Source organism: Paenibacillus sp. D2_2 (assembly GCF_031199965.1).
In the GTDB taxonomy this organism is placed as follows: domain Bacteria; phylum Bacillota; class Bacilli; order Paenibacillales; family Paenibacillaceae; genus Fontibacillus.
Genome location: NZ_CP133605.1, coordinates 3,505,644 through 3,525,481 on the forward strand (window position 1 = coordinate 3,505,644; position 19,838 = coordinate 3,525,481).

Sequence of the window (19,838 nt, forward strand, 5' to 3'; positions counted from 1 at the left end):
GGTGATTAAGGATAAATGCTAGGAACATGGGACTTAATTAAAGACTGGCACCGAATGGCGGTAAATGGTGAAGCTCATGCATCCATCCGATTCGGGGATGCGTCTAATACCATCCTTGCCCATGAAACCGTCCTAACTATGGATTTCATCAAATCTCATTACGGTTGGATAAGCGACCCGACCTATTGTGGTATCACACTTCCGAATGCCAATGCACGGGAGATTATTGTACACTGTTTACGCCAAGCTGATTACGTCGGATACCTGACACAAACAGACCACTGGTACTTCAAGCCTCTGTTCGATATGTGCTTGCAGTACTATAAGGTGGAACCTAAAGAGACTTTCTACGCGTTTGAGAACAATTATATTGCTCGGTTCAAACCGTTCTATGACACCTTCAGAACATTACCTATTTTGCTCTGTGGCTCCAAGTCCGTCCAATATAAGGAAGTTCTCGAACGCCGCTACAAGTTCACAGGGATCGTCGGAACCATAGACTGTCCAAACTGGTCAGGGATTAACAAGGCAACGAAGGACATGGAAGCAATCTATAAAGCAACCCCATGGCGGCTTGCCCTCGTATGTGCAGGTGCCCCTGGTAAAGTACTGGCGATCAAGGCGAAGGACCTAGGAACCGTGGGTGTGGACTTCGGTTCAGGTGCAGATGTAGCTATTCAAGCCGATAAAGATGGCTCGTTCGCTTGGGATTACAAAGGCTTCCCTGATTATTGGGCTGGAAGACCAAAAAAATAACCTGTTCTGACCCTGGTCAAGCCCCTATTTTGTAGACATTGAAAAAGCCCTTAGGCCACGAGCTGGCGTCGGTACTGTACTGGCGTCAGCTTGTTTAGTTTTCTTTGTGGTCGATTATGGTTATAAAACTGGATATATGTCTCAATTCTCCTTTGTACCTCATCCAAAGTTCGGATATCATAGGGATAGAGTCCTTCCGTCTTTAGATGTGAGAAGAAGCTCTCCATCGAGGCATTGTCATAACAATTGCCTCTGCGAGACATGCTGATTTGGGCGCCAACCTGTGGCAGCATGTCGTGGTAAGCATAGGACGTGTACTGGAACCCTTGGTCGCTGTGAACGATCAATCCAGACACGTCCTTAGTCTTTTCAAAGGCATTTCTGAATGTCTGTAAGACCAGCTCGTTATCATTTCGCAAACTCATATGGTAGGCTACAATTTCGTTATTAAACAAGTCTTTGATTGCCGAAAGGTAAACCCAGGTGTCCAAAACTCGGAATTGGGTCACATCTGTTACCCATTTTTGATTGGGCTCATCCGCCTTGAAATTACGACTCAAGAGGTTATCTGCAAAGCGTCCACCAACAGAGGAGGAATAGTTATAACGCCGCTTACGACGTATTTTAGCTTGTAATTCCAAGGCTTGCATAAGACGCAATACTTTCTTGTGATTCCACCACACCTGATGGTCTTGGAGCAGAAATAATTGGATCTGCCGGTATCCGTACTTGCCTTCATATCGATCATATACGGCTTGGATCAAGGCTTTGCAAGACTCATCCCGATCTGTTTCTCCTCGCTTCAGATAGGCATAATATCCACTTCTTGAGACTTTCAATAACTTACATAGTGCATAAACATTTGATCCATCGGCTAATTCTTTGATTATAGAAAACTTCTCTTTCGTACCTCCCGCATCCAGATTTTCAAACACTTTTTTAGCATAAGATTCTCCCGTTCTAATTGTTGAACATACCGATTCTGATCCACATATTCTTTGCGTCTTCCTCGTTGATCCAGCAGACCAAACTCCCCTTGCTCACGGTATTTCCTCATCCACCTTTTCACTCTGTCTTTATCTTGAATTTCAAGATGCTCGGTTATCTGTCGATAGGTCCATTTCTCCTCAACATGTAATCGAATCGCTTCTATTTTGGTTTCTTCAGAATATGATTTAAACTTTTTCCCTTTGTTTGACACAAAAATACACCCCCTAGAATTCATCGGTTTACCCAGGGGGTTTTTCCAATGTCTATTCTAAAGGGTGCACGTCACCCCTTTTGGGGTCTTTTTTAGAAATACCTCATTACGATGCAATAATAGTAAGAATTATTGATAAATTCCCCCACTTGTCTTATTATTGTTAGATAAACAAACTCCTTACTATCACTCAATTATCTCCCCCCAAGACAGGTCTTAGATGAATCATTTAACTCAGTTGGAGGTCGTTATTATATGACGTATTCAAAATCCCAAAAAGAAGCTGTGGCTAATCACCTCCGCAACAAATTTATATCGGGAGAAACGGAAGGGCATGAAATAGTCGTAGCTCTCATCAGTATGGTTAAAGCTGAAAGGTTATTATTAGAAGACGTAGCCCCCATATTATTGAAGGTATATTTTGAAAATCCTCAAGGTGTTCTCGTAGCTCTCGAAAAAGCCCACTCTTTAATAGATGATGAGATGGTCGACTCAATCATAAGGGAAGTTAATGAAGATAAAAATTAATATGATTCCTTATATTCGAAATAACGATATCTAAGATACCCTATTATGTTGGTGCTTCGCGTTATTTTTCACCTCGCCCTGGTTAATCTAGTAGTATGCCTAATCGGTAGGCATGAGGAGCGGGAAATACGAAGGGGGCGAAATATATGGAGAAATTAAACAAGGCTGTCCTTTTTTTGGCGATAATTGATACCATGCTTGAAGTTTTGCAAGGTGATGAAGTTGACCAGACAGAGCTTGTGGATTCACTTGCAATGGTAGGATTAGACCCAATTGAAATCATGTATGATACCCATACAATCCTTGCATTTCAGAAAGTTTGTAAAGAGTTCGCTGAGCTTGATATTACTGAAGATGAACTGTCGGCGCTTTCTCAAGAATAGAGCTATATGTACCGGCATTGAAAATGATCTGGAGAAAGCTAGGGATAGGAATAGTTTCCTCCCCATTTTCTCAGTCCATATACATAAAGTTTATTACCAAGTAAAAAAACGTGCTATGAATGTTAGACAAAACCTCAAGTCCATTGGGACTTGAGGTTTTCTTTTTGAGTACGCCTGGGGTATCTGCTAGATCTTAACTGCTCTTATCCAGCCTCGTATAGAGAATGTGTAGAAAGAAGAGCAAATGAACGCACACGCAAAACAAAGGTGTCATTTCAAGCTACCCACTATTGATTGAGCGAGGAGTTGTTAGCAACCATGGCTAAGACAACCATGAGCATTTTGTACAAAGGTACTACGTACCAAGCTGAGGATATTTACCGTAGTTCTCACACAGTCGTCGATTATGAGATCATATCCTTCATGAAGATCAAGGACGAGGACTTCGTTGTTCTCAAGATCAGCAATCATGAGAAGCCATCCATGCACCCTATGGAAGATTTCCAGCTACTGATTGACCTACACCATCTTATCAAGGTAAATCGCCCGCGCTATGCCTTGGGAGACTGCTTCGAGCACCCAATGTCTAGCCGAAAGATACGCGTCCTTGGAGTATCCCCTGATAAATGCAGTGTCGATCATCATTTCACCTACTTCGTAGAGATCATCAAGGGGAACGACAAGCCGTTCTACAACGCGATGAGCGAATCCTTCCTCGACAAGTGCACAAGGAATGACAAGTCATAGTTAGATATTGTCCAAAGTTCTCGGTAAGTATCCGAAGAAAGGGTGAGTCAAGATGATTAAATTGAACGGCACCACCCTCAACTTCAAGGTCTTCCCTAACGGGGAAACCTTGGTTGACGGGTACAAATTTTGGAGCTACTGGCTTCTAGGAACTATGAAGCGGAAATCATCTTTAAGTACGAGAATGACAGCGATTTAATAAAGCTTCTGTTCGTAAAATCATTTTTGGACAGCCATTTCTGCAAAGAATGCCTTCTAACGATAGTGTACATGCCGTACAGCCGTATGGATAGGGTCCAGGATGCATCAGTCTTTGCATTGAAGTACGTTTCCAAGATGATTAACGACATGCACTTTGACTATGTGAAAGTGATTGAGCCTCACTCGGATGTCACAATGGCATTGCTTGATCGTAGTATTGCCAACTCCCCTACCACCTTCTTGCTCCATGAAGTAATGATGGAATTGGACTTCGACATTGAGAATGATTATCTGTTCTTCCCAGATCAAGGTACTCAGAAGCGCTTTGGAAAACACTTCTGAAGTTCAGGCAACTGACAAGCTTCAATAAGCGCAACTCCGATATAGGCGATATGGACAAACCCCAACTAGTAGGATCTGTTGATTGTAAGGGATTTAAGGTGATCATTGTTGATGATTTATGCTCATATGGTGACAACTTCATTGATAATGCTAGCATCCTCCGTGAGGTTGGTGCGGCTGAGGTATATCTTCTAGTGATTCACACTGAGGATTCCATTTTCAAGGGCAACATATTTACCTCCAATGTAATCGACAAGGTATACACCACCAACACGCTGCTCTCTGAGGTTCCTGAGGTATGGGAGAGTAGAATCCATCTAACGGAGTTAATTTAATGAATAAACTACCTAATTAGAGTGCTTATGCGTTTAAAACAAAAGAGGAGAGGTGGCGTAATGGTGCCCCTCTCCTCTTTTGTTTACCTTAGGATTGCTTATTACGTCTGCGCTCATCAATAAGTACCTTCAGTAAGATTAGCTCACCGTAGGTGAGCTTCTTCTTACGTACCTTCTCTACCCAAGACCACTCTGAGATGATCTTGTCATTGTAGGCATCCCCAATGTATTTGTCAAGTTCCTCCCAAGCCCAGGTACCGTACTCCAGTACTTTGTTCACTTCGTCTTCCTCCTCTATAGGTTTTGGAGGGTTCAACTTGTCGTTTACCGCCTTCTTGAACCTCTCAAACTCGCTAGGGTTCTTAACCCACGGCAGTGGGCAATCCTTCCAGCCTACTATGCCTTTGTGAGTCCAAATACTGTTAGGGAACCCTTCCTTCTTAATCAGATATACAACGAGGTCTACAACATTGTTAAACGTGCCCTCGTGGATGCTGCCATCCTTCTCAATGCACATCTCAATCCCTACCGTGCAGTTATTAGGGTAAGAGCTGAGTTGTGTTAATGCTTCCTTCGTATAAGTCGTGCTACCTACGTGGTAAGCCAACTCACTTATAGGGATGCTGTTGTAGATCGAAGTACGGTCCACGGAGAAGTGTGCACCTGCATAGCGATGATTCACATTGTCATTAGGATTCTGCGCCGCAAGCCCTGCAAAGTACTTACTGATGTTCTTGGCAGGTGCTCCTGGTGAAGCGGTGTAATGCATGACAATTCCCTTTTAGCCTTCAGTTTTGCTCCTGTCCGACTAAATTGATTGATCGGCAGAAAGTCTTTTGTGATCGGTAGCATGCTACCCCTCCTTACTTTTAGTCCTTGTCCTCATCCCCGCGAAGTTTTACGAGAGCAGAAGTGATGAACTTAGGAACTGGGAGACCCATCTTACCCATGTTCTCAAAGATACTGATTCCCTCGGTACCAATAATGAACATCAACATTGCGTTCCTCATGAAGTCGTTCGTATTCCCTGAAACAACGTCAAGCTGATGGGCAACAATAACGAAAACTAGGGTTAAGGATTTACGAACCAACCCCCACCACCCAACCCTGCTTGAAAGTTCCTTCTTATACCACGCGGCCAGTACTCCCGTGATGTAGTCCAATCCTACGAAAATGGTCACAGCAATAAACAAGTGATCGATCCCTCCGACCAAGTACACCACCGAGGACACCAACCACCCAAACAGAGCTGTCAGTGCTGTGTCTTTATGTAGCAATACGATCCCTCCCTCCAACAACCTTATTTCTATGTTTTAGGTTAGACGAATCGAGGGGGAACCTCTGAGAAGCAAAAAAAAAAGGCCAGGATTAAACGGATCCCTCTACAGTGCTAAAATCTTTTCCCATCAAATTTTAAATTCCTATTGAAGAGTAATAGTCCTTCTGCTATAATCTGAAATGAAATTTCATTATATAATATATTTTTGACATAATATTTCAGAGTGGAATTTACTTACACAACAATGATTCTCACATATTATCTTCTCTCTTAGTTCAGATTGAACATCTATCACTATAGCAAGGGGGTGATCTCAAGCTTACAGTGCTCGGTTTCAGTCATCTGATCATTCGAAGGAGAGAGTTAATTGATCAATTATTCACGAATGAAAAGTAAGTTAGCCACGGTCATCGTTCTTTTGCTGCTACTGAGTATGTGCACAAATATTTTTGTAAGCGCTTCACAAAATGAGTCGAAATATGCTGCAAGATCGCTAGCCCCCTAGTCTTAACTGAAAGCACACCTTCCGCCCTTGATGAAACCAATCCTACCGATCACAATGGATCAGGTTCCATTCCCCCGGAGTCCGACGTAGATAGTCCTGATCCAGAGACACAAGCACCGGAGTCCCCTCCCCTACTCACGGAAACTAAAGACTCCGAGGATGAGGATGAGAACACACTAGAACAACCACAAACCCTACTAGCCGAAGTGACCAACCTGGAAATCCATTCTCACCAACTCATGATGGAATCTGGAGCCATCCAGCAGTTTGCTGTAAGTTTGTATGATGAAAATGGTCAAGAAGTAACTGTAACTGAAGGATTAGAGTGGACAGCCGATCCGGGCATCGGCCAGATTAACAAGAACGGTTTATTTACGGCGAATAGAATCATAGGTGAAGTCAAATACGGTTACGTAACGGCAAGCTATGGCGAACTGTCTGCAGAAGCCCTCGTCTTGGTTGGGAAGGTCTCTGTCGTTATTGAAGAATTCGAGTCCATGAATCGTAACGGAATTCCTTTACTGTCAACGGGTGTGATTAATAGTAACCCCTCCAAAGTCGAATTATCCAGTCGCCCCGATCCAGTTGTACATGGTGAGCATGCAGCGAAGTTTACATACGACATGTCAGGCACCACGGGACTTCCGCCGCCTACGTCAATCTGCATAATCTGGCTACAGGAGAACTATATCGACCTTTGGAAGGATCTCCGACCAAGCTGGGTGTCTGGGTATATGGGGATCAGAGTGCCCATTGGTTCCGGGCAAGAATTCGTAATGAATCCAATGCATTAGTAGCAACGATTGATTTTACAATGACTTCTAATTTTACTTGGTCGGGTTGGAAATATGTAACCGCAACACTGCCGACGGATCTGACTGGCCCGCTCAAAATCAGTGATCTGTACCTTGTAGAGACGAAAAATGAGAACAAGAATGCAGGGGTACTGTATTTTGACCGACTCAGTGCTTTCTATTCAAATACAGATATCCTCGGCATTGATCTGGAAGGTCTGACTCCGATGAGAGTAAACGAATCAAAGCAGGCCCAGGTCTATGTCACGAGAAATAACGCTACTGCCCCGGAACTAGTTCATAGTGGCGTAACCTTCCTGAGCAGTCATCCGGAAGTAGCCTCTGTTGATAGTAATGGAACTGTTCAGGCCCACCGTGCTGGTCAGACGACGATCATTGCAATGTATAGCACTGGGCAACCTGCTCTATTCGAGCTTACTGTTACGGATGATGAATCTCCGCTAGAATCGATCGAAATATTCGGACCTAAAGTCATCGAGCAAGGACGGACCGATCACGTCAAAGTCTTTGCCAGATATGCCAATTATCCGAACTCGATCGAAGTGACTAATGAGGTGAAGTTCAACAGTTCAGATTCCTCCATTGCCAGCATTGAAGATGGTGGAGAAGTTACAGGACATAACACAGGTACGGTAACAATTACAGCAGATTATAACGATCAACAAGCGCATTATTCCTTAGAGATCAATGAGCCTAAACCCGTGCTCGACAAGATCGTATTGTCCGATCTGCAAGCTATGAAAATTGATGAGCAGCAGCAGGCCAAGGTAACAGCAAAGTTCAACGTACTTGATCAATATCGTGAAGACTTAGACCAAGAGGTAACCACTGGTTCGAGTTATACAAGCAGCAAACCAGGAGTTGCAGTTATTAATGCCCAAGGAGTAGTCACGGCGAAAAGTATAGGAGCGACGATGATTACAGCAACCTATCAAGGAAAATCACATAGTTATGTTCTCGTAGTGAATGGAGAGGCTATGATACCTAAACGGGAACTTAGAGCAGCCTGGATTGCCACCGTGGAAAATATCGACTGGCCAGCCAAAGGAACCTTCAATGCCGAGCAGCAACAAGCCGATTTCATCGCCATTCTCGATGAATTGAAGGCAGATGGGATGAACGCGATTGTCATGCAGGTTAAGCCGACGGCTGACGCTTTCTATCCTTCGAAATTAGCCCCATGGTCCAAATGGCTTACTGGAGAGCAAGGCAAAGATCCAGGTTACGATCCTCTAGCCTTCATGATTGAAGAGGCACATAAGCGAAATCTGGAATTCCATGCTTGGTTTAATCCTTACCGCGCGAGTATGGAACCGGATATTAACAGCTTGATTCCGGAGCACCCGCTGCGTCAACATCCAGACTGGCTGCTCACTTATGGCGGCAGGCTGATTATGGACCCAGGCATTCCTGAGACCCAGCAATATATTATCGACAGCATTATGGAGGTCGTACACAATTATGATATCGACGCTGTACATTTCGACGACTACTTCTACCCTTATCCGGTTGCAGGTGTGAATTTCCCGGATGATACCTCCTATAGCAAATATGGAAACGGGATGAACCGAGAGGATTGGCGCAGGAACAACGTTAATACCTTAATTCAAAATCTGTCTAAAGCCATCAAAGCCGAGAAACCTTATGTTCAATTTGGCATTAGCCCATTTGGTATCTGGAAGAACCTCTCTTCCGATCCGGCCGGTTCGGATACAAGGGGTACCGAGAGTTACAGCGCGATCTATGCGGATACCCGCAAATGGGTGCAGGAAGAATGGATTGACTATATAGCCCCGCAGATTTACTGGTATTTCAATTACGGTCCGGCTGCTTACGAGAATCTGATTGATTGGTGGGCTAAGCAAGTGGATGGCAAGAACGTGCACTTGTACATCGGTCAGGGCGCTTACCGGATCGGATCTGATGATCCGAACTGGCTTGATCCCGATCAGATGCCAAACCAGATTCAGTTCAACCGGAATTTTGACAATGTTAAAGGCAGCATCTTCTTCTCAACCCAGAGTCTTCGCGACAATCCATTAGGCTTCAATGACAGACTGCAACAAGATCTATATGCCCATCCTGCTCTCATACCTGAAATGAACTGGCTTGGGCAGAAACCAGCTGCACCCACTGAAATGTCCGGGGCTGCCGCCGCATCAGGAATTCATCTCGACTGGCAGGAAACACAGGATGAAGTTGCTTATTATGTGGTCTACCGGAGTGTTGGAGATCAGGCTCCAGACACCAGCAATCCGGCAAATATTTATGATCAAGTAAGAAGGGCCTCTGGCAATCATCAACAATTCATCGATCATGACGTAGAGCTAGGCAAAACCTACACCTATACCATTACAGCGCTAAATCGGGCACATCAGGAAAGCGATTCTAGTCAGCATGTTACTGTCGATGCAAAGAAACTGGAACCGATCCAATCCATCGAATTTCAGAAAATACCAACTCTCTACACAGGCAATACCCATCAAATATCAATTAAAGCGAATTATAAGGGTAGTACAGAACAGTTAACGATCAATGATGAAATGGCATTCTCAAGCAGTAATACGAGAATAGCCACGATTGATAATCGTGGATTAGTCAAAGCCATTGCCGCGGGCAAAACAACCCTTACCGTAAAATATCAGTCATTAACTGCTTTATATGAGCTGACGGTTTTAAGCAGTACTACGGGAGGCGGAAACAATCCTGGCGAAGGCTCAGGTGGCAGTTCTGGAGGTTCAGGCAGCACTCCGTCAACTCCACCATCCAAGAACCCACCTACAAATCCGCCAGGTGAGGATACGAACAATAATCAAGATCCAGGCGGTGACAGCTCCCAAGAACCATCTAACGTAACATTGTCCGATATTTCCGGTCATTGGGCGGAGGAATCCATTCTTCAGGCTGTTCAGCAAAAATGGATTAACGGTTATGAGGATGGGACGTTCAGACCGAATCAACCCGTGAACCGCGAACAATTCGCTGTAATGCTTAGCCGGGCACTGAAGCTGGAGGGCACCGAAACGTCCGTTTCATTTGCAGATGCAGACAAAATATCTTCCTGGGCAAGGCCATACATCGCCAAAGTGTTGGAATCTAACATTATCAATGGCTATCAGGATCACACCTTTAGACCAGGTCAACAGATCAACCGGGCAGAAATGGCCGCTATGATCGTAAGGGCATTAGGTATTGAGCCGGATTCGAACGCAGAGCTGCCATTCACTGACGCGAAGTCGATTCCTGCATGGGCCCGTCCGTATGTGGCCGCCGCCTATCAAGCTGGTATCATTCAAGGCAGAGGCAATCAAGCATTAGCTCCAAATGAAAGTGCTACCCGAGCGGAAGCGTTAATTATGATCTTGAGAATGCTGCAATATATGAAGTAACGCTAAAGCTCCTGGAAATAACCCAAAAGTCCCCTGGCTGTTCTAATGACAACCAGGGGACTTTTTTATCTCGTATTTATGCTTTTGCCGGGTTCGCAGTAATCTCCTCAGCACCTTTCCCACCACGATCGATCTTTACTTTTCGGATGAAGAAGGATAGGACAAAGGCAACGGCCGTAATTCCAGTTGCAATGACAAAGGCATAGTCGATACCGTTAATCGTCGCTTCCTTCGTGATATGCGCTAACTGCTGAGCATTGGCTGGGTCCTTCGGATTAATGCCCGCAGCGATAATTTGGGCCGTCACCTGGCTCTTGGTCCGCGTTGTCATTACCGACACGAGCAGTGCTGTGCCGAGCGCCCCGGCAATCGTCCGTAAGGTATTAGACATCGCCGTGCCATGTGCGTTAAGTTTGGCAGGAAGCTGATTCAGACCTGCTGTCTGTATCGGCATCATTAGGAGTGACATCCCAAACATCCGCACAGTATACGTTACCAGAAGATGATCATAGCTAGTGCTGTCCGTCAAATGACTGAATTCCCAAGTCGCTACGATCGTGATCCCGAGACCAACAACCGCCAGCAACCTGGCCCCAATCTTGTCAAAAATCATACCCGTGATCGGCGACATGATCCCCATCAATAGTGCTCCCGGCATTAACAGTAGTCCCGCATGTAGTGGAGTAAAGCCGCGAATGCTCTGCAAATAAATCGGTAGTAAGATCATGGCCGCATATAAAGCCATCGTAACAACTACATTGATAACCGTCGTCAAAGCGAACATGTCGTATTTAAACACTCTAAATTCGAGCATAGGATGTTCACTTCTCAACTGACGTATCAGGAATAGCACCAAAGCAATGACACCTACACCCAGAGTGACCATAACTATACTAGAGCCCCAACCTTTGCTGCCCGCTTCACTGAAGCCATACAATACGCCGCCAAAGCCAATCGTTGATAGAACAACTGACAGCTTATCCAATTTAGGCCGCGCGACCTCCGTCACATTCTTCATAAATATAATACCCAATATAATGGACAATAGCGCGAAAGGCAAAATGATCCAGAACAAGGTATGCCAGGATTGGTGCTGAATCACCCATCCGGACAGTGTCGGACCAAAGGCCGGAGCGAAGTTCATCGCAATCCCCATCGTCCCCATCGCCTGTCCACGCTTCTCAATTGGAAAAATCGTCAGGAACACGACGACCATCATTGGCATTAAAATACCGGCACCCGCAGCCTGAATGAGACGTCCCACCAATACCATGGCAAAACTAGAGCCGATTCCGCACACTAGTGTCCCCAGCGCAAATAAACTCATGGCCGAAATAAATAAGGCACGTGTCGTAAACCGCTCCATGAAATAGGCGCTCACCGGGATCAACACCCCGTTAACCAACATGAAGCCAGTGGTAAGCCATTGAATCGTAGTCGTCGACACATTGAGGTCGAGCATCATTTGTGGCAGAGCCACATTCATCAAGGTTTGATTCAAAATAGCGACAAAAGCCCCAATCATCAAGGCCATAACGATCGGCCATCTTTTAAATGGCAGTTCTGATGTCTTTTCTTTATTGCTCATCGATAGCCCCTTCTCTTATTTTGTCGAAAATTTTAATTATTCATCAATCTGTGTCTAAGATCTGCTTTAATTTATTTTTCACCTATATCTATAATGCCTGAAACAGCCCAAGTATATTTCAGTCCTATAATGATCCATTCATCTCAAAGATTGGAAGAAAACATCAAATTCCTTGTATCCCCTTTCATAACTCGATGATATAATTGTGGTAGGATTATCCTAATTTACAAGGAGGTCAACATCCCTATGTCATGGTTCAACAGACTACCCCTTAATCAGAAGATTACAGCAGCATGTTATCTTGTGGCCGCACTTTTTGCCGTTCCGACACTTATCGCCTTTATACTGGTCGGCAAAACTGTAGTCGGAATCTGTGTAATCGCTGTCTTAGCGGGACTTACCTATCCATTTACTCGCTATCTACAGACAGCACTTACTAGTTCCTTTGACGACATTTCGAATGCTTCGGCAAAAATCGCCAAAGGAGATTTCACCAGTCGAATTATGGAATCAGGGGAATGGTGAACCTAAATCGTTCCTTTAACAGTATGGTGGACAAGCTGCGCAAGATACTCCAGGAAACCTCGGATATCACTCGCAAGGTTATGGACTCCAGTAGGTCCATCTCAGACCGCAACGAGGAACTGGTTGAGGTTATGACCCAGGTCGCTCAATCGTCCAATGAACTCGCCCTCGGTGCGAACGAAATCTCGGATGACGTAGGAAGAATGAAGGACTCTATCGGTGAAATTGAGACTAAGGTGAGCAATTACGCGGAATCGACTCACGTCATGAACAACCGTTCTTCTGACATGCTGAAGCTTGTAGAGAAAGGCCGTGATTCCGTCGCCATGCAGGCCGATGGGATGAAGAAGAACATCAATGCCACCGAGAAGGTTGCTGAGTCCATTGATGCACTGGCCATCAATGCAAAGGGAATAACTAAAATTACTGCAACAATCTCTGAGATCGCAGAACAGACCAACCTGCTCTCACTCAATGCCTCTATCGAAGCAGCTAGAGCCGGTGAACATGGTGCAGGCTTTGCTGTAGTTGCCCAAGAAGTACGCAAACTGGCGGAAGAATCAACAACTTCTACGAAGGAAGTATTCAACCTCGTTAGAAGCATTGAACAAGACGTTCAGCGCGCGAGCCAGAACATCAAGATCAACGAGGAAGTCGTACATCAACAGAGCGAGATGATCCGTGAAGCAGAGCAGATCTTCCAACAGATCGTGCAAAGTGTTCAGTACATTACTGAACAGATCGCTGGATTTACGCAGGAGAGCGAATCGATGTTGGAAAGTGCCCACAATATCTCGGCCTCTATCCAGAACATCTCGGCTATTACTCAGCAATCCGCTGCAGGGACGGAACAAGTATCAGCCTCGATGAACGAACAGATCAATTCCGTTCAGGCGCTCGCAAAGGATATTGAGGAAATGAAAAATTCAGTATTCCAGTTACAAAAGACAATACATATCTTCAAATTTTAATAGAGGTTGTTTTAAAAAGTCCTGACTTTTTAAACTCGCACTAATAGTAAATGTGTATGAATTACTTCTAAAGAAAGGGCCACATTCTCGTGAGAATGTGGCCCTTTCTAAATTAATTCTTATTCGTCTAACAACAACGTAAATGAATGACCATACTTGTAAAATCCCCTTGTAGCGATACCGGCAATCCAGCCGACATCAATCGGTCGCCTCCGTATACCTCTTGACTTCCTTCCAAGCAATAATCCCGTTCAGGATCAAGCCCTTCTAGCTTGATGAAACGAATCGGACCGTTAGGCTCTGCTAATACTTGATAATAGAACAGCAGCGCTTCAGATTGATCTTCACTTACGAATATCCATGCAGTTTCATGGCCTTCGAAGGGGCTTCGCAGCCTGAACATATCACCCTGCTGAACAAGGGGGCGAATACGCTTATAGGTCGCAATCTGCGCCTTGGCGATCTCCTTATCTTCATCCGTAAACTTGCTTAGATCCAGCTCATACCCAAAGTTCCCAGACATGGCTACATCCCCGCGGAAAGCAAGTGATGTGATCCGCCCGACCTGGTGGTTAGGTACAGCCGAGACATGAGCTCCCATCGTGGATACCGGGTATACGATGCTAGTTCCATATTGGATCTTCAGCCGTTCAACGGCATCTGTATCATCGCTAGTCCAGGTCTGTGGCATATAATAGAGCATCCCAGGATCGAAACGTCCCCGCCGCCTGAACAGCTCTCGAACAATACATGCGGGAACTGACTCGTGATTCGCTCTAGTAAGGCATAAAGTCCCAACATATATCGATGGGCGGTCTCTGATTGCCGCTCCGGTAAGAGAGCAGCAGAGCCGATCTCGGTCATATTTCGGTTCATATCCCATTTTACGTAGGAGATCGGTACGCTCGATAATAAGTCGCTGAGCCTTTCATACAGATATTCCTGCACATCCTTCCTGGACATGTCAAGGATAAGCTGCTGTCTTGCCTCGGTACGGCGACGGCCGGGAACATGTAGACACCATTCCGGATGCGCTCGATATAGCTCACTATCGGGCGATACCATCTCAGGCTCGAACCATAAGCCGAATTGCATACCGTTGGCCTTAACGCGTGATGCTAATTCGTCAAGGCCTTGTGGAAGCTTACAGAGATCAGCATACCAATCCCCTAGAGAACTATTATCTGCATCGCGGTGTCCGAACCAGCCATCGTCCAGCACGAATAGCTCAATACCAAGCTCAGCACCCGCCTTGGCAATTTCCTCGATTTTATCAGCGTTAAAATTAAAATAAGTAGCCTCCCAATTATTTACAAGAACAGGCCGCTGTGCATCACGATGCTGTCCTCTACATAGACGAGTGCGGTACAGTTTGTGATATATCCGCGACATTCCGCCTATCCCTTCAGCAGAATAGACCATAATCGCCTCCGGAGTCTGGAAGCTCTCACCTTGCTGCAACCTCCAACCAAAATCAAATGGTTGAATCCCCATGGAGAATCGTGTAGTTCCATACTGGTCAACCTCCGCCTGGGCCAAGAAGCTCCCACTGTAGACAAGACTGAACCCGTATACCTCGCCTTGACGTTCATTCGCATCAGATCGAAGCAAGGCAAAGAAAGGATTCATATTATGTGAGCTTGCCCCTCTACGGCTGCCGATCGCCGTAATTCCCTGAGCAAGCCGCTTCCTCTCGACATGGCGCTCTCGCGCCCAGGAACCATGCAAATACAAGCTATCGAACCCAAAATCCGGGAAATCAAGCGAGATACTCATCGCCTGTTCCAGATCCATCACTCCTTGACCCTGGTTGACAAGCTTAACAGATCTCGCGATCGCATCGATATTCGCAAATACGCTATAGTTTAGAATGACGACAAGACCAGAATAACCATCATAAAGCTCAAGTTCTAGTGTCTCCGCTTCATCTGGCTGCTCCACATAGACGGCGGGCAGTCCGTCCAAGGCCGGCTTACCAGGAATAATCCGGTGTGATCTGTACTGCAACTCTGTAATACGCGTACCATCGGACAAAGTAACCTGATAAGCAGGATAACGGAAATCTCCTGTACCGTATTGAGGGTATTCTTGGGGAGAGCATCCAACGACAACGATGGATCTCCCGGTAGGCTTGGGCTGAAGGACGCCCGTCCCGTATGTACTAGCATTCCGTCCAGATTGCTGTCCTGGCGCAGCCTTTTTCCATAATAGACATGTGCCGCATATCCTTGTACCAATTGAATCAAATAACTCGAATTGACCGTCTGTAAATGAAAGATTCCCTTAGCTTCATCAAAAAAAACAGGCATGTCTTCTCCTCCTAAGTCTTGTTCATTAATACTGTGCGCGCTCCCTTTATTCTACTATGTGTCCGTACAGCCGTAACGATAATTAAGTGATTTGCTATATGGACTTTTGTGTTATTTTACAAAAATAAAGACAGAACCTGGAAAGTTCCGTCTTGGATTTGCAACTTATATGTATATTCAAAAGCTCAATTTGCACTACTCTTCTTCTTGATTACTTGGAGCGGCTCTACTTTGGCTATATCTATGATCTTACTGCTCTTATAAACCGTATAACGATTCTTACCCAACCGCTTAGCCCGATACATTGCAACATCCGCTTCCTTCTGCATACGGCGCTGATCTGCCCGCTGTCCATCAGCCATACTGATACCAATACTACCTGTAATCGCGATATCCTGTCCTTCGATATAGTAAGGTCTACATATTTTACCTAATATCAACCCCGCGAGAATTTCGACTGTATCCGGCTCACAATTCTTAAGAATTATCATGAATTCATCGCCACCGACGCGATAGGCTTGTTGATGCTTATTCGTTACCCTTTTCAAATCTTTGCCGACTGCACGAAGTAGCATGTCCCCCATATGATGGCCGAAAGTATCATTAACTTCTTTGAAATAATCGAGATCAAGGCTCATCACCGCAAGATTACCCTTGCCATTATATTTCTTCCAGAACCGATCTAACCCATTTCGATTATATAACCCGGTTACCGTATCACGATATGCAAGACGCCTCAATCTGGAGCGTTCGCTAAAGGTAACATGTAAGACGAGGCCTATTAGGACTAATACAGTAACATTAACGACGTACGCCCAGCTTGGAATACCAGCAAATATTGTACTCATGTTCATCACCAACCAAATCTATTTTCCAATAAGAACATTTCATTTTGAACAGGAAAACTATTCTTTATAATATACAGGTTTGATAGAATCAACTCAAGCTCTAGATCCTGTGTAGTTATAATAGCATGGTCAATACTCAAAAAGACATAAGACGTCAGTAGGATTAACGTTAATCAATAGAGTACACAATTACCCTCTACAATTTCTCTACGAATAAAAAAAAACGCTTGTTCAGTACCTTGGAATCCTTCTGAGACCGCCTGATCTCGATCAAAGTACCGAAAAAGCGTCCGCTCCGTCCGAGAGTAACTATATATCCGAAAATCTCTCAATTTTATAATTCCTTATTACTCTTATCTCTACTACCAAGCTCTTCACAGACGACTGTCAACTGCTTGCACACTTCTTCAATTTGCTGATTCGTCACCTCATCAAGGTTATCAAGAATCTCATCCGCTCTTCTGAGCGCATCATCAAGGCTCGCTGAATTTTGAGAGTTGTGCTCTATATTAGACATATTCCTCTCCCTATACTCAGCCAAACTGCAAGCTAATGGCGGAGATTTTTTTAATGAATAGAAATCATAGAATTTACGGTTATCTACGGCTCTAACAAGCCAAATAAAAAAATCTTGCCGCTCGTCATCAATCCAAGCTCCGCCCGGCAGGCATTTCTCCCTGGTATACGTAACTTTCATTCTTTGTCGCCGGTCATAGATGAAATGCACGGTGTTGTTAATTGCGTCGGACTCCAAGGTAAATCGAAACGGCCTTTCACATAAAAAGTAAATATCCATATTGTGAAAAAAAGCGGTCCTTTCCCTGTAGCAATGACTCCAAACAGATTACCTTGACAATTGATATAGAATCCTCTGTAGTAATGCATGGTGGTCCTGCTCATGCTTTTGTACAACTTAATCTCTGTCAGAGAGTCTAGATCAAGGCCTAGAGTCTCATCTCTGAAATGTCTGATGATATTCATACGCGGTGGACTCTCCTCCTCAATAAGCAGATATTCGAACTCGCGAGCTCCACTGTCAGAAGTATATAATCTACGACTATACAATTTCTGAACAGTAGCTGGATACAAAAAACAGCAAGGTCACCTTTGATCATAGGAACCTCGCTGTCGTCCAAGCAGTCTGACCCGCCCAGTGCTTCACTATTTGATTGTAACTCTTCCCTGCCAGTCCCTATACCATTCCATTATGTATTTGCTCGGCGCTTCACCAAGTTCTTCCTCCAGCACTGTCTCCAGCATTTGATATTGCCGATGCACCATTGCTGGCTGCTGTACGGAATAGATAACCATCAACTGATAATAAGCTCTCTCCTCTAAAGAGTCCTGAGAGATAATATTCAGGTAGCTGGCTGCTGCCCGATCCAGGATGCCGTTATGATAATACCAATCCGAAATATCATAGCTAAGTTTAAGCCACGCACTCTTATAGCGCTGACGTTCACTTTCTGCCCACCAATAATCGTACTCCTGCAAATAATCTCCAGTATACATCTTGATCAACTCTTGATAAATATCTATCGAATTTGCAGACAACGGAGGAAGTATACTTAATCGACGATCCCATTCACATATGTCCAGAACGATTTGATTCAAATGAAGTACATAACCATCGGTTGTATTCGCAATTTGAAAACAATCTTTATACGGCTCAAGCGCTTTACGTATATGATATACCGTAGTATACAACTGGGAATAAATCTTCTCTGGGTCATGATCCTGCCACAGAAGATCAATCAGCACCGATTTACGGACCAGTTGTTCACGATGCTGTAATAAATAAAGAAATAATTCCTGCGCCTTTGAGGTGCGCCATTGCAGTAGCGACGTATTGCCAGGTGTACCTATGCTAACTTGACGAAACACATTCAGATGAATATCACCGGTAAGCAGCTCATTTACTTCCGATTTGAGATTCAGCCGAAGCCTGATTCTGTCCAGTGTCTTGACCAGTCGCTCTGTTTGGACCGGCTTCACAATATAATCAAGCGCATTCAAATCAAAGGCTTGTACTGCATAATCATTATATGCGGTAACAAATATAATATTTAATCCTGGTCTCTTCTCAAGCAACTGATCAGCCAGTCTAATCCCGTCGAGCTCCGGAAGACTAATATCGAGAAATATGGCATCAACCTCCCGATGTAAAATCTCATCGCGAGCAATTAATGGATCCGTATATTTACCGACGATTTCAACATTACCAACTTTAGATAATTGCCGCTCCAGGAAGTCCAGAGCCAGCTTTTCATCATCCACGAGGATCATTCTCATGAGTAAGTTCGTGCTCCTTACTGGTTGAATTAACGATATTCTAACGAAAGTATAACATAAGTGAGTAGAGCGAAAATATCTACATAGATGAATACTCTCATATTAACGCTAAATGTGTCTGAAAGTTGCACAAAAAACAAAAAACGCCCTAATGGGCGCTTTTTGCAGCAATGATTTCACTTCATGATATCAATTTAGCCTGAACGATAAGCCGATGGGTTGATTTGTTCAGCGGTGTACATGTAATTAGAGTTAATATGCTCTCCTTCCCAGTACTGCTGAGCACAGATACATCGGTAGGCTCGACAACCAAGATATTGTAAACCTCGTATTGGTACGCCTTATCTTCCGTATGAATCGTGATCTTATCTCCTATTTTTAGTTCATCCAAGCGATTAAATAGCCGACCCGTTGTTCTGGCCCGATGAGCTGCGATCGCTGTATTTCCAGGTGAGCCGAGCGAAGCCGTCTCTGATAAATGCACGGCCGAGGACCGCATATTCTCCTTCGTTGCTCCTTCCAGAATGGGCAGCTTCACATCAATCGCTGCAATCTCTATCATTCCGAGCAATCCTTCCTCGTTAGGAAAAGAAAGCAGACTTGCTGCGGCCCCATCGTCCTCCGGAGCCGCTCCTTCCTGTAAATAGTCTGATAAGCGTTCATAGCTGGATGTCAGCTGGGGATTGATCTGAACTTCTTGACGCTCAGCAGCTTGCAACAGCCGCTCCTGTTCACGGTCCGCAAACCACTCCGTAACCCTCGGGGCTACGATTATCAACACACCAAGCAGGATAAACAACCACCATAGCTTACGCATTCTCTTC

At 44.8% G+C, this 19,838-nt stretch carries 17 protein-coding genes and 2 pseudogenes; 9 read left to right on the top strand and 10 right to left on the bottom strand.

Going from position 1 to position 19,838, the window contains the following annotated elements; all coding sequences use genetic code 11:
• The first annotated feature begins 15 nt into the window (after nt 1-15).
• Nucleotides 16-756: a GT-D fold domain-containing protein gene (locus RE628_RS17765; protein ID WP_309154303.1), complete on the top strand. Its 741-nt coding sequence runs from the start codon at nt 16-18 to the stop codon at nt 754-756.
• Between the two features lie 50 nt (nt 757-806).
• Here the strand turns inward: RE628_RS17765 and RE628_RS17770 are convergent, their stop codons facing one another.
• Together RE628_RS17770 and RE628_RS17775 are read right to left on the bottom strand one after the other, a co-directional pair.
• Nucleotides 807-1,691: an IS3 family transposase gene (locus RE628_RS17770; protein ID WP_309153810.1), complete on the bottom strand. Its 885-nt coding sequence runs from the start codon at nt 1,689-1,691 to the stop codon at nt 807-809.
• Nucleotides 1,643-1,957 carry a helix-turn-helix domain-containing protein gene (locus RE628_RS17775; RefSeq protein ID WP_309153811.1) on the bottom strand — a complete coding sequence of 105 codons (315 nt, stop codon included), beginning with the start codon at nt 1,955-1,957 and terminating at the stop codon, nt 1,643-1,645. The genes RE628_RS17770 and RE628_RS17775 overlap by 49 nt, the downstream gene beginning before the upstream one ends.
• 255 nt (nt 1,958-2,212) lie before the next feature.
• On the opposite strand from RE628_RS17775, the gene RE628_RS17780 reads away from it, so the two are divergent.
• From RE628_RS17780 to RE628_RS17800, 5 genes are all read left to right on the top strand, one after another.
• A complete protein-coding gene (locus RE628_RS17780) occupies nt 2,213-2,485 on the top strand; it encodes a hypothetical protein (RefSeq protein WP_309154305.1) in 273 nt (90 codons plus the stop codon).
• A 146-nt stretch (nt 2,486-2,631) separates the two neighbouring features.
• Nucleotides 2,632-2,868, top strand: a complete 237-nt coding sequence (locus RE628_RS17785; protein ID WP_309154306.1) for a hypothetical protein — start codon at nt 2,632-2,634, stop codon at nt 2,866-2,868.
• A 318-nt stretch (nt 2,869-3,186) separates the two neighbouring features.
• On the top strand, nt 3,187-3,615 hold the full coding sequence (locus tag RE628_RS17790; protein WP_309154307.1) for a hypothetical protein: 429 nt from the start codon (nt 3,187-3,189) through the stop codon (nt 3,613-3,615).
• 129 nt (nt 3,616-3,744) lie between these two features.
• Entirely contained in the window at nt 3,745-4,158 is a 414-nt protein-coding gene (locus RE628_RS17795; protein WP_309154308.1) for a hypothetical protein, read from the top strand.
• A 98-nt stretch (nt 4,159-4,256) separates the two neighbouring features.
• Entirely contained in the window at nt 4,257-4,493 is a 237-nt protein-coding gene (locus RE628_RS17800; RefSeq protein WP_309154309.1) for a hypothetical protein, read from the top strand.
• 88 nt (nt 4,494-4,581) lie between these two features.
• Here the strand turns inward: RE628_RS17800 and RE628_RS17805 are convergent, their stop codons facing one another.
• Nucleotides 4,582-5,262: a peptidoglycan recognition protein family protein gene (locus RE628_RS17805; protein ID WP_309154310.1), complete on the bottom strand. Its 681-nt coding sequence runs from the start codon at nt 5,260-5,262 to the stop codon at nt 4,582-4,584.
• 100 nt (nt 5,263-5,362) lie between these two features.
• Nucleotides 5,363-5,770 (bottom strand): phage holin family protein, encoded by a 408-nt coding sequence (locus RE628_RS17810; RefSeq protein WP_309154312.1) that lies wholly within the window; start codon nt 5,768-5,770, stop codon nt 5,363-5,365.
• Between the two features lie 746 nt (nt 5,771-6,516).
• Between RE628_RS17810 and RE628_RS17815 the strand changes: the two genes are divergently transcribed.
• On the top strand, nt 6,517-7,071 hold the full coding sequence (locus RE628_RS17815; protein ID WP_309154313.1) for a hypothetical protein: 555 nt from the start codon (nt 6,517-6,519) through the stop codon (nt 7,069-7,071).
• Nucleotides 6,975-10,481: a family 10 glycosylhydrolase gene (locus RE628_RS17820; protein ID WP_309154314.1), complete on the top strand. Its 3,507-nt coding sequence runs from the start codon at nt 6,975-6,977 to the stop codon at nt 10,479-10,481. The genes RE628_RS17815 and RE628_RS17820 overlap by 97 nt, the downstream gene beginning before the upstream one ends.
• Before the next feature lie 76 nt (nt 10,482-10,557).
• On the opposite strand, the gene RE628_RS17825 is transcribed toward RE628_RS17820, so the two are convergent.
• Nucleotides 10,558-12,069, bottom strand: a complete 1,512-nt coding sequence (locus RE628_RS17825; protein ID WP_309154315.1) for a DHA2 family efflux MFS transporter permease subunit — start codon at nt 12,067-12,069, stop codon at nt 10,558-10,560.
• Between the two features lie 246 nt (nt 12,070-12,315).
• Here RE628_RS17825 and RE628_RS17830 point away from each other — a divergent pair.
• Nucleotides 12,316-13,565 (top strand): annotated as a pseudogene (locus RE628_RS17830) (methyl-accepting chemotaxis protein).
• 127 nt (nt 13,566-13,692) lie between these two features.
• Here the strand turns inward: RE628_RS17830 and RE628_RS17835 are convergent.
• The 5 genes and pseudogenes from RE628_RS17835 to RE628_RS17855 form a co-directional block, all read right to left on the bottom strand.
• Nucleotides 13,693-15,874, bottom strand: a pseudogene (locus tag RE628_RS17835) (alpha-galactosidase).
• Between the two features lie 185 nt (nt 15,875-16,059).
• Nucleotides 16,060-16,722, bottom strand: a complete 663-nt coding sequence (locus RE628_RS17840) for a GGDEF domain-containing protein (protein WP_309154316.1) — start codon at nt 16,720-16,722, stop codon at nt 16,060-16,062.
• A gap of 334 nt (nt 16,723-17,056) precedes the next feature.
• The gene (locus tag RE628_RS17845) at nt 17,057-17,419 is read right to left on the bottom strand and encodes a hypothetical protein (protein ID WP_309154317.1); all 363 of its coding nucleotides are present in this window, start codon (nt 17,417-17,419) and stop codon (nt 17,057-17,059) included.
• A 464-nt stretch (nt 17,420-17,883) separates the two neighbouring features.
• The gene (locus RE628_RS17850; RefSeq protein WP_309154318.1) at nt 17,884-19,014 is read right to left on the bottom strand and encodes a response regulator; all 1,131 of its coding nucleotides are present in this window, start codon (nt 19,012-19,014) and stop codon (nt 17,884-17,886) included.
• Between the two features lie 181 nt (nt 19,015-19,195).
• On the bottom strand, nt 19,196-19,831 hold the full coding sequence (locus RE628_RS17855; protein WP_309154319.1) for a class D sortase: 636 nt from the start codon (nt 19,829-19,831) through the stop codon (nt 19,196-19,198).
• Nucleotides 19,832-19,838 lie beyond the last annotated feature (7 nt).

Bases quoted from the DNA above. Each gene is read 5' to 3' on its own strand.
- RE628_RS17765 (WP_309154303.1), top strand. From the start codon at position 16: ATGCTAGGAACATGGGACTTAATTAAAGACTGGCACCGAATGGCGGTA.
- RE628_RS17780 (WP_309154305.1), top strand. From the start codon at position 2,213: ATGACGTATTCAAAATCCCAAAAAGAAGCTGTGGCTAATCACCTCCGC.
- RE628_RS17785 (WP_309154306.1), top strand. From the start codon at position 2,632: ATGGAGAAATTAAACAAGGCTGTCCTTTTTTTGGCGATAATTGATACC.
- RE628_RS17790 (WP_309154307.1), top strand. From the start codon at position 3,187: ATGGCTAAGACAACCATGAGCATTTTGTACAAAGGTACTACGTACCAA.
- RE628_RS17805 (WP_309154310.1), bottom strand. From the start codon at position 5,262: ATGCATTACACCGCTTCACCAGGAGCACCTGCCAAGAACATCAGTAAG.
- RE628_RS17815 (WP_309154313.1), top strand. From the start codon at position 6,517: ATGATGGAATCTGGAGCCATCCAGCAGTTTGCTGTAAGTTTGTATGAT.
- RE628_RS17825 (WP_309154315.1), bottom strand. From the start codon at position 12,069: ATGAGCAATAAAGAAAAGACATCAGAACTGCCATTTAAAAGATGGCCG.
- RE628_RS17840 (WP_309154316.1), bottom strand. From the start codon at position 16,722: ATGAGTACAATATTTGCTGGTATTCCAAGCTGGGCGTACGTCGTTAAT.
- RE628_RS17845 (WP_309154317.1), bottom strand. From the start codon at position 17,419: ATGAAAGTTACGTATACCAGGGAGAAATGCCTGCCGGGCGGAGCTTGG.
- RE628_RS17850 (WP_309154318.1), bottom strand. From the start codon at position 19,014: ATGAGAATGATCCTCGTGGATGATGAAAAGCTGGCTCTGGACTTCCTG.
- RE628_RS17855 (WP_309154319.1), bottom strand. From the start codon at position 19,831: ATGCGTAAGCTATGGTGGTTGTTTATCCTGCTTGGTGTGTTGATAATC.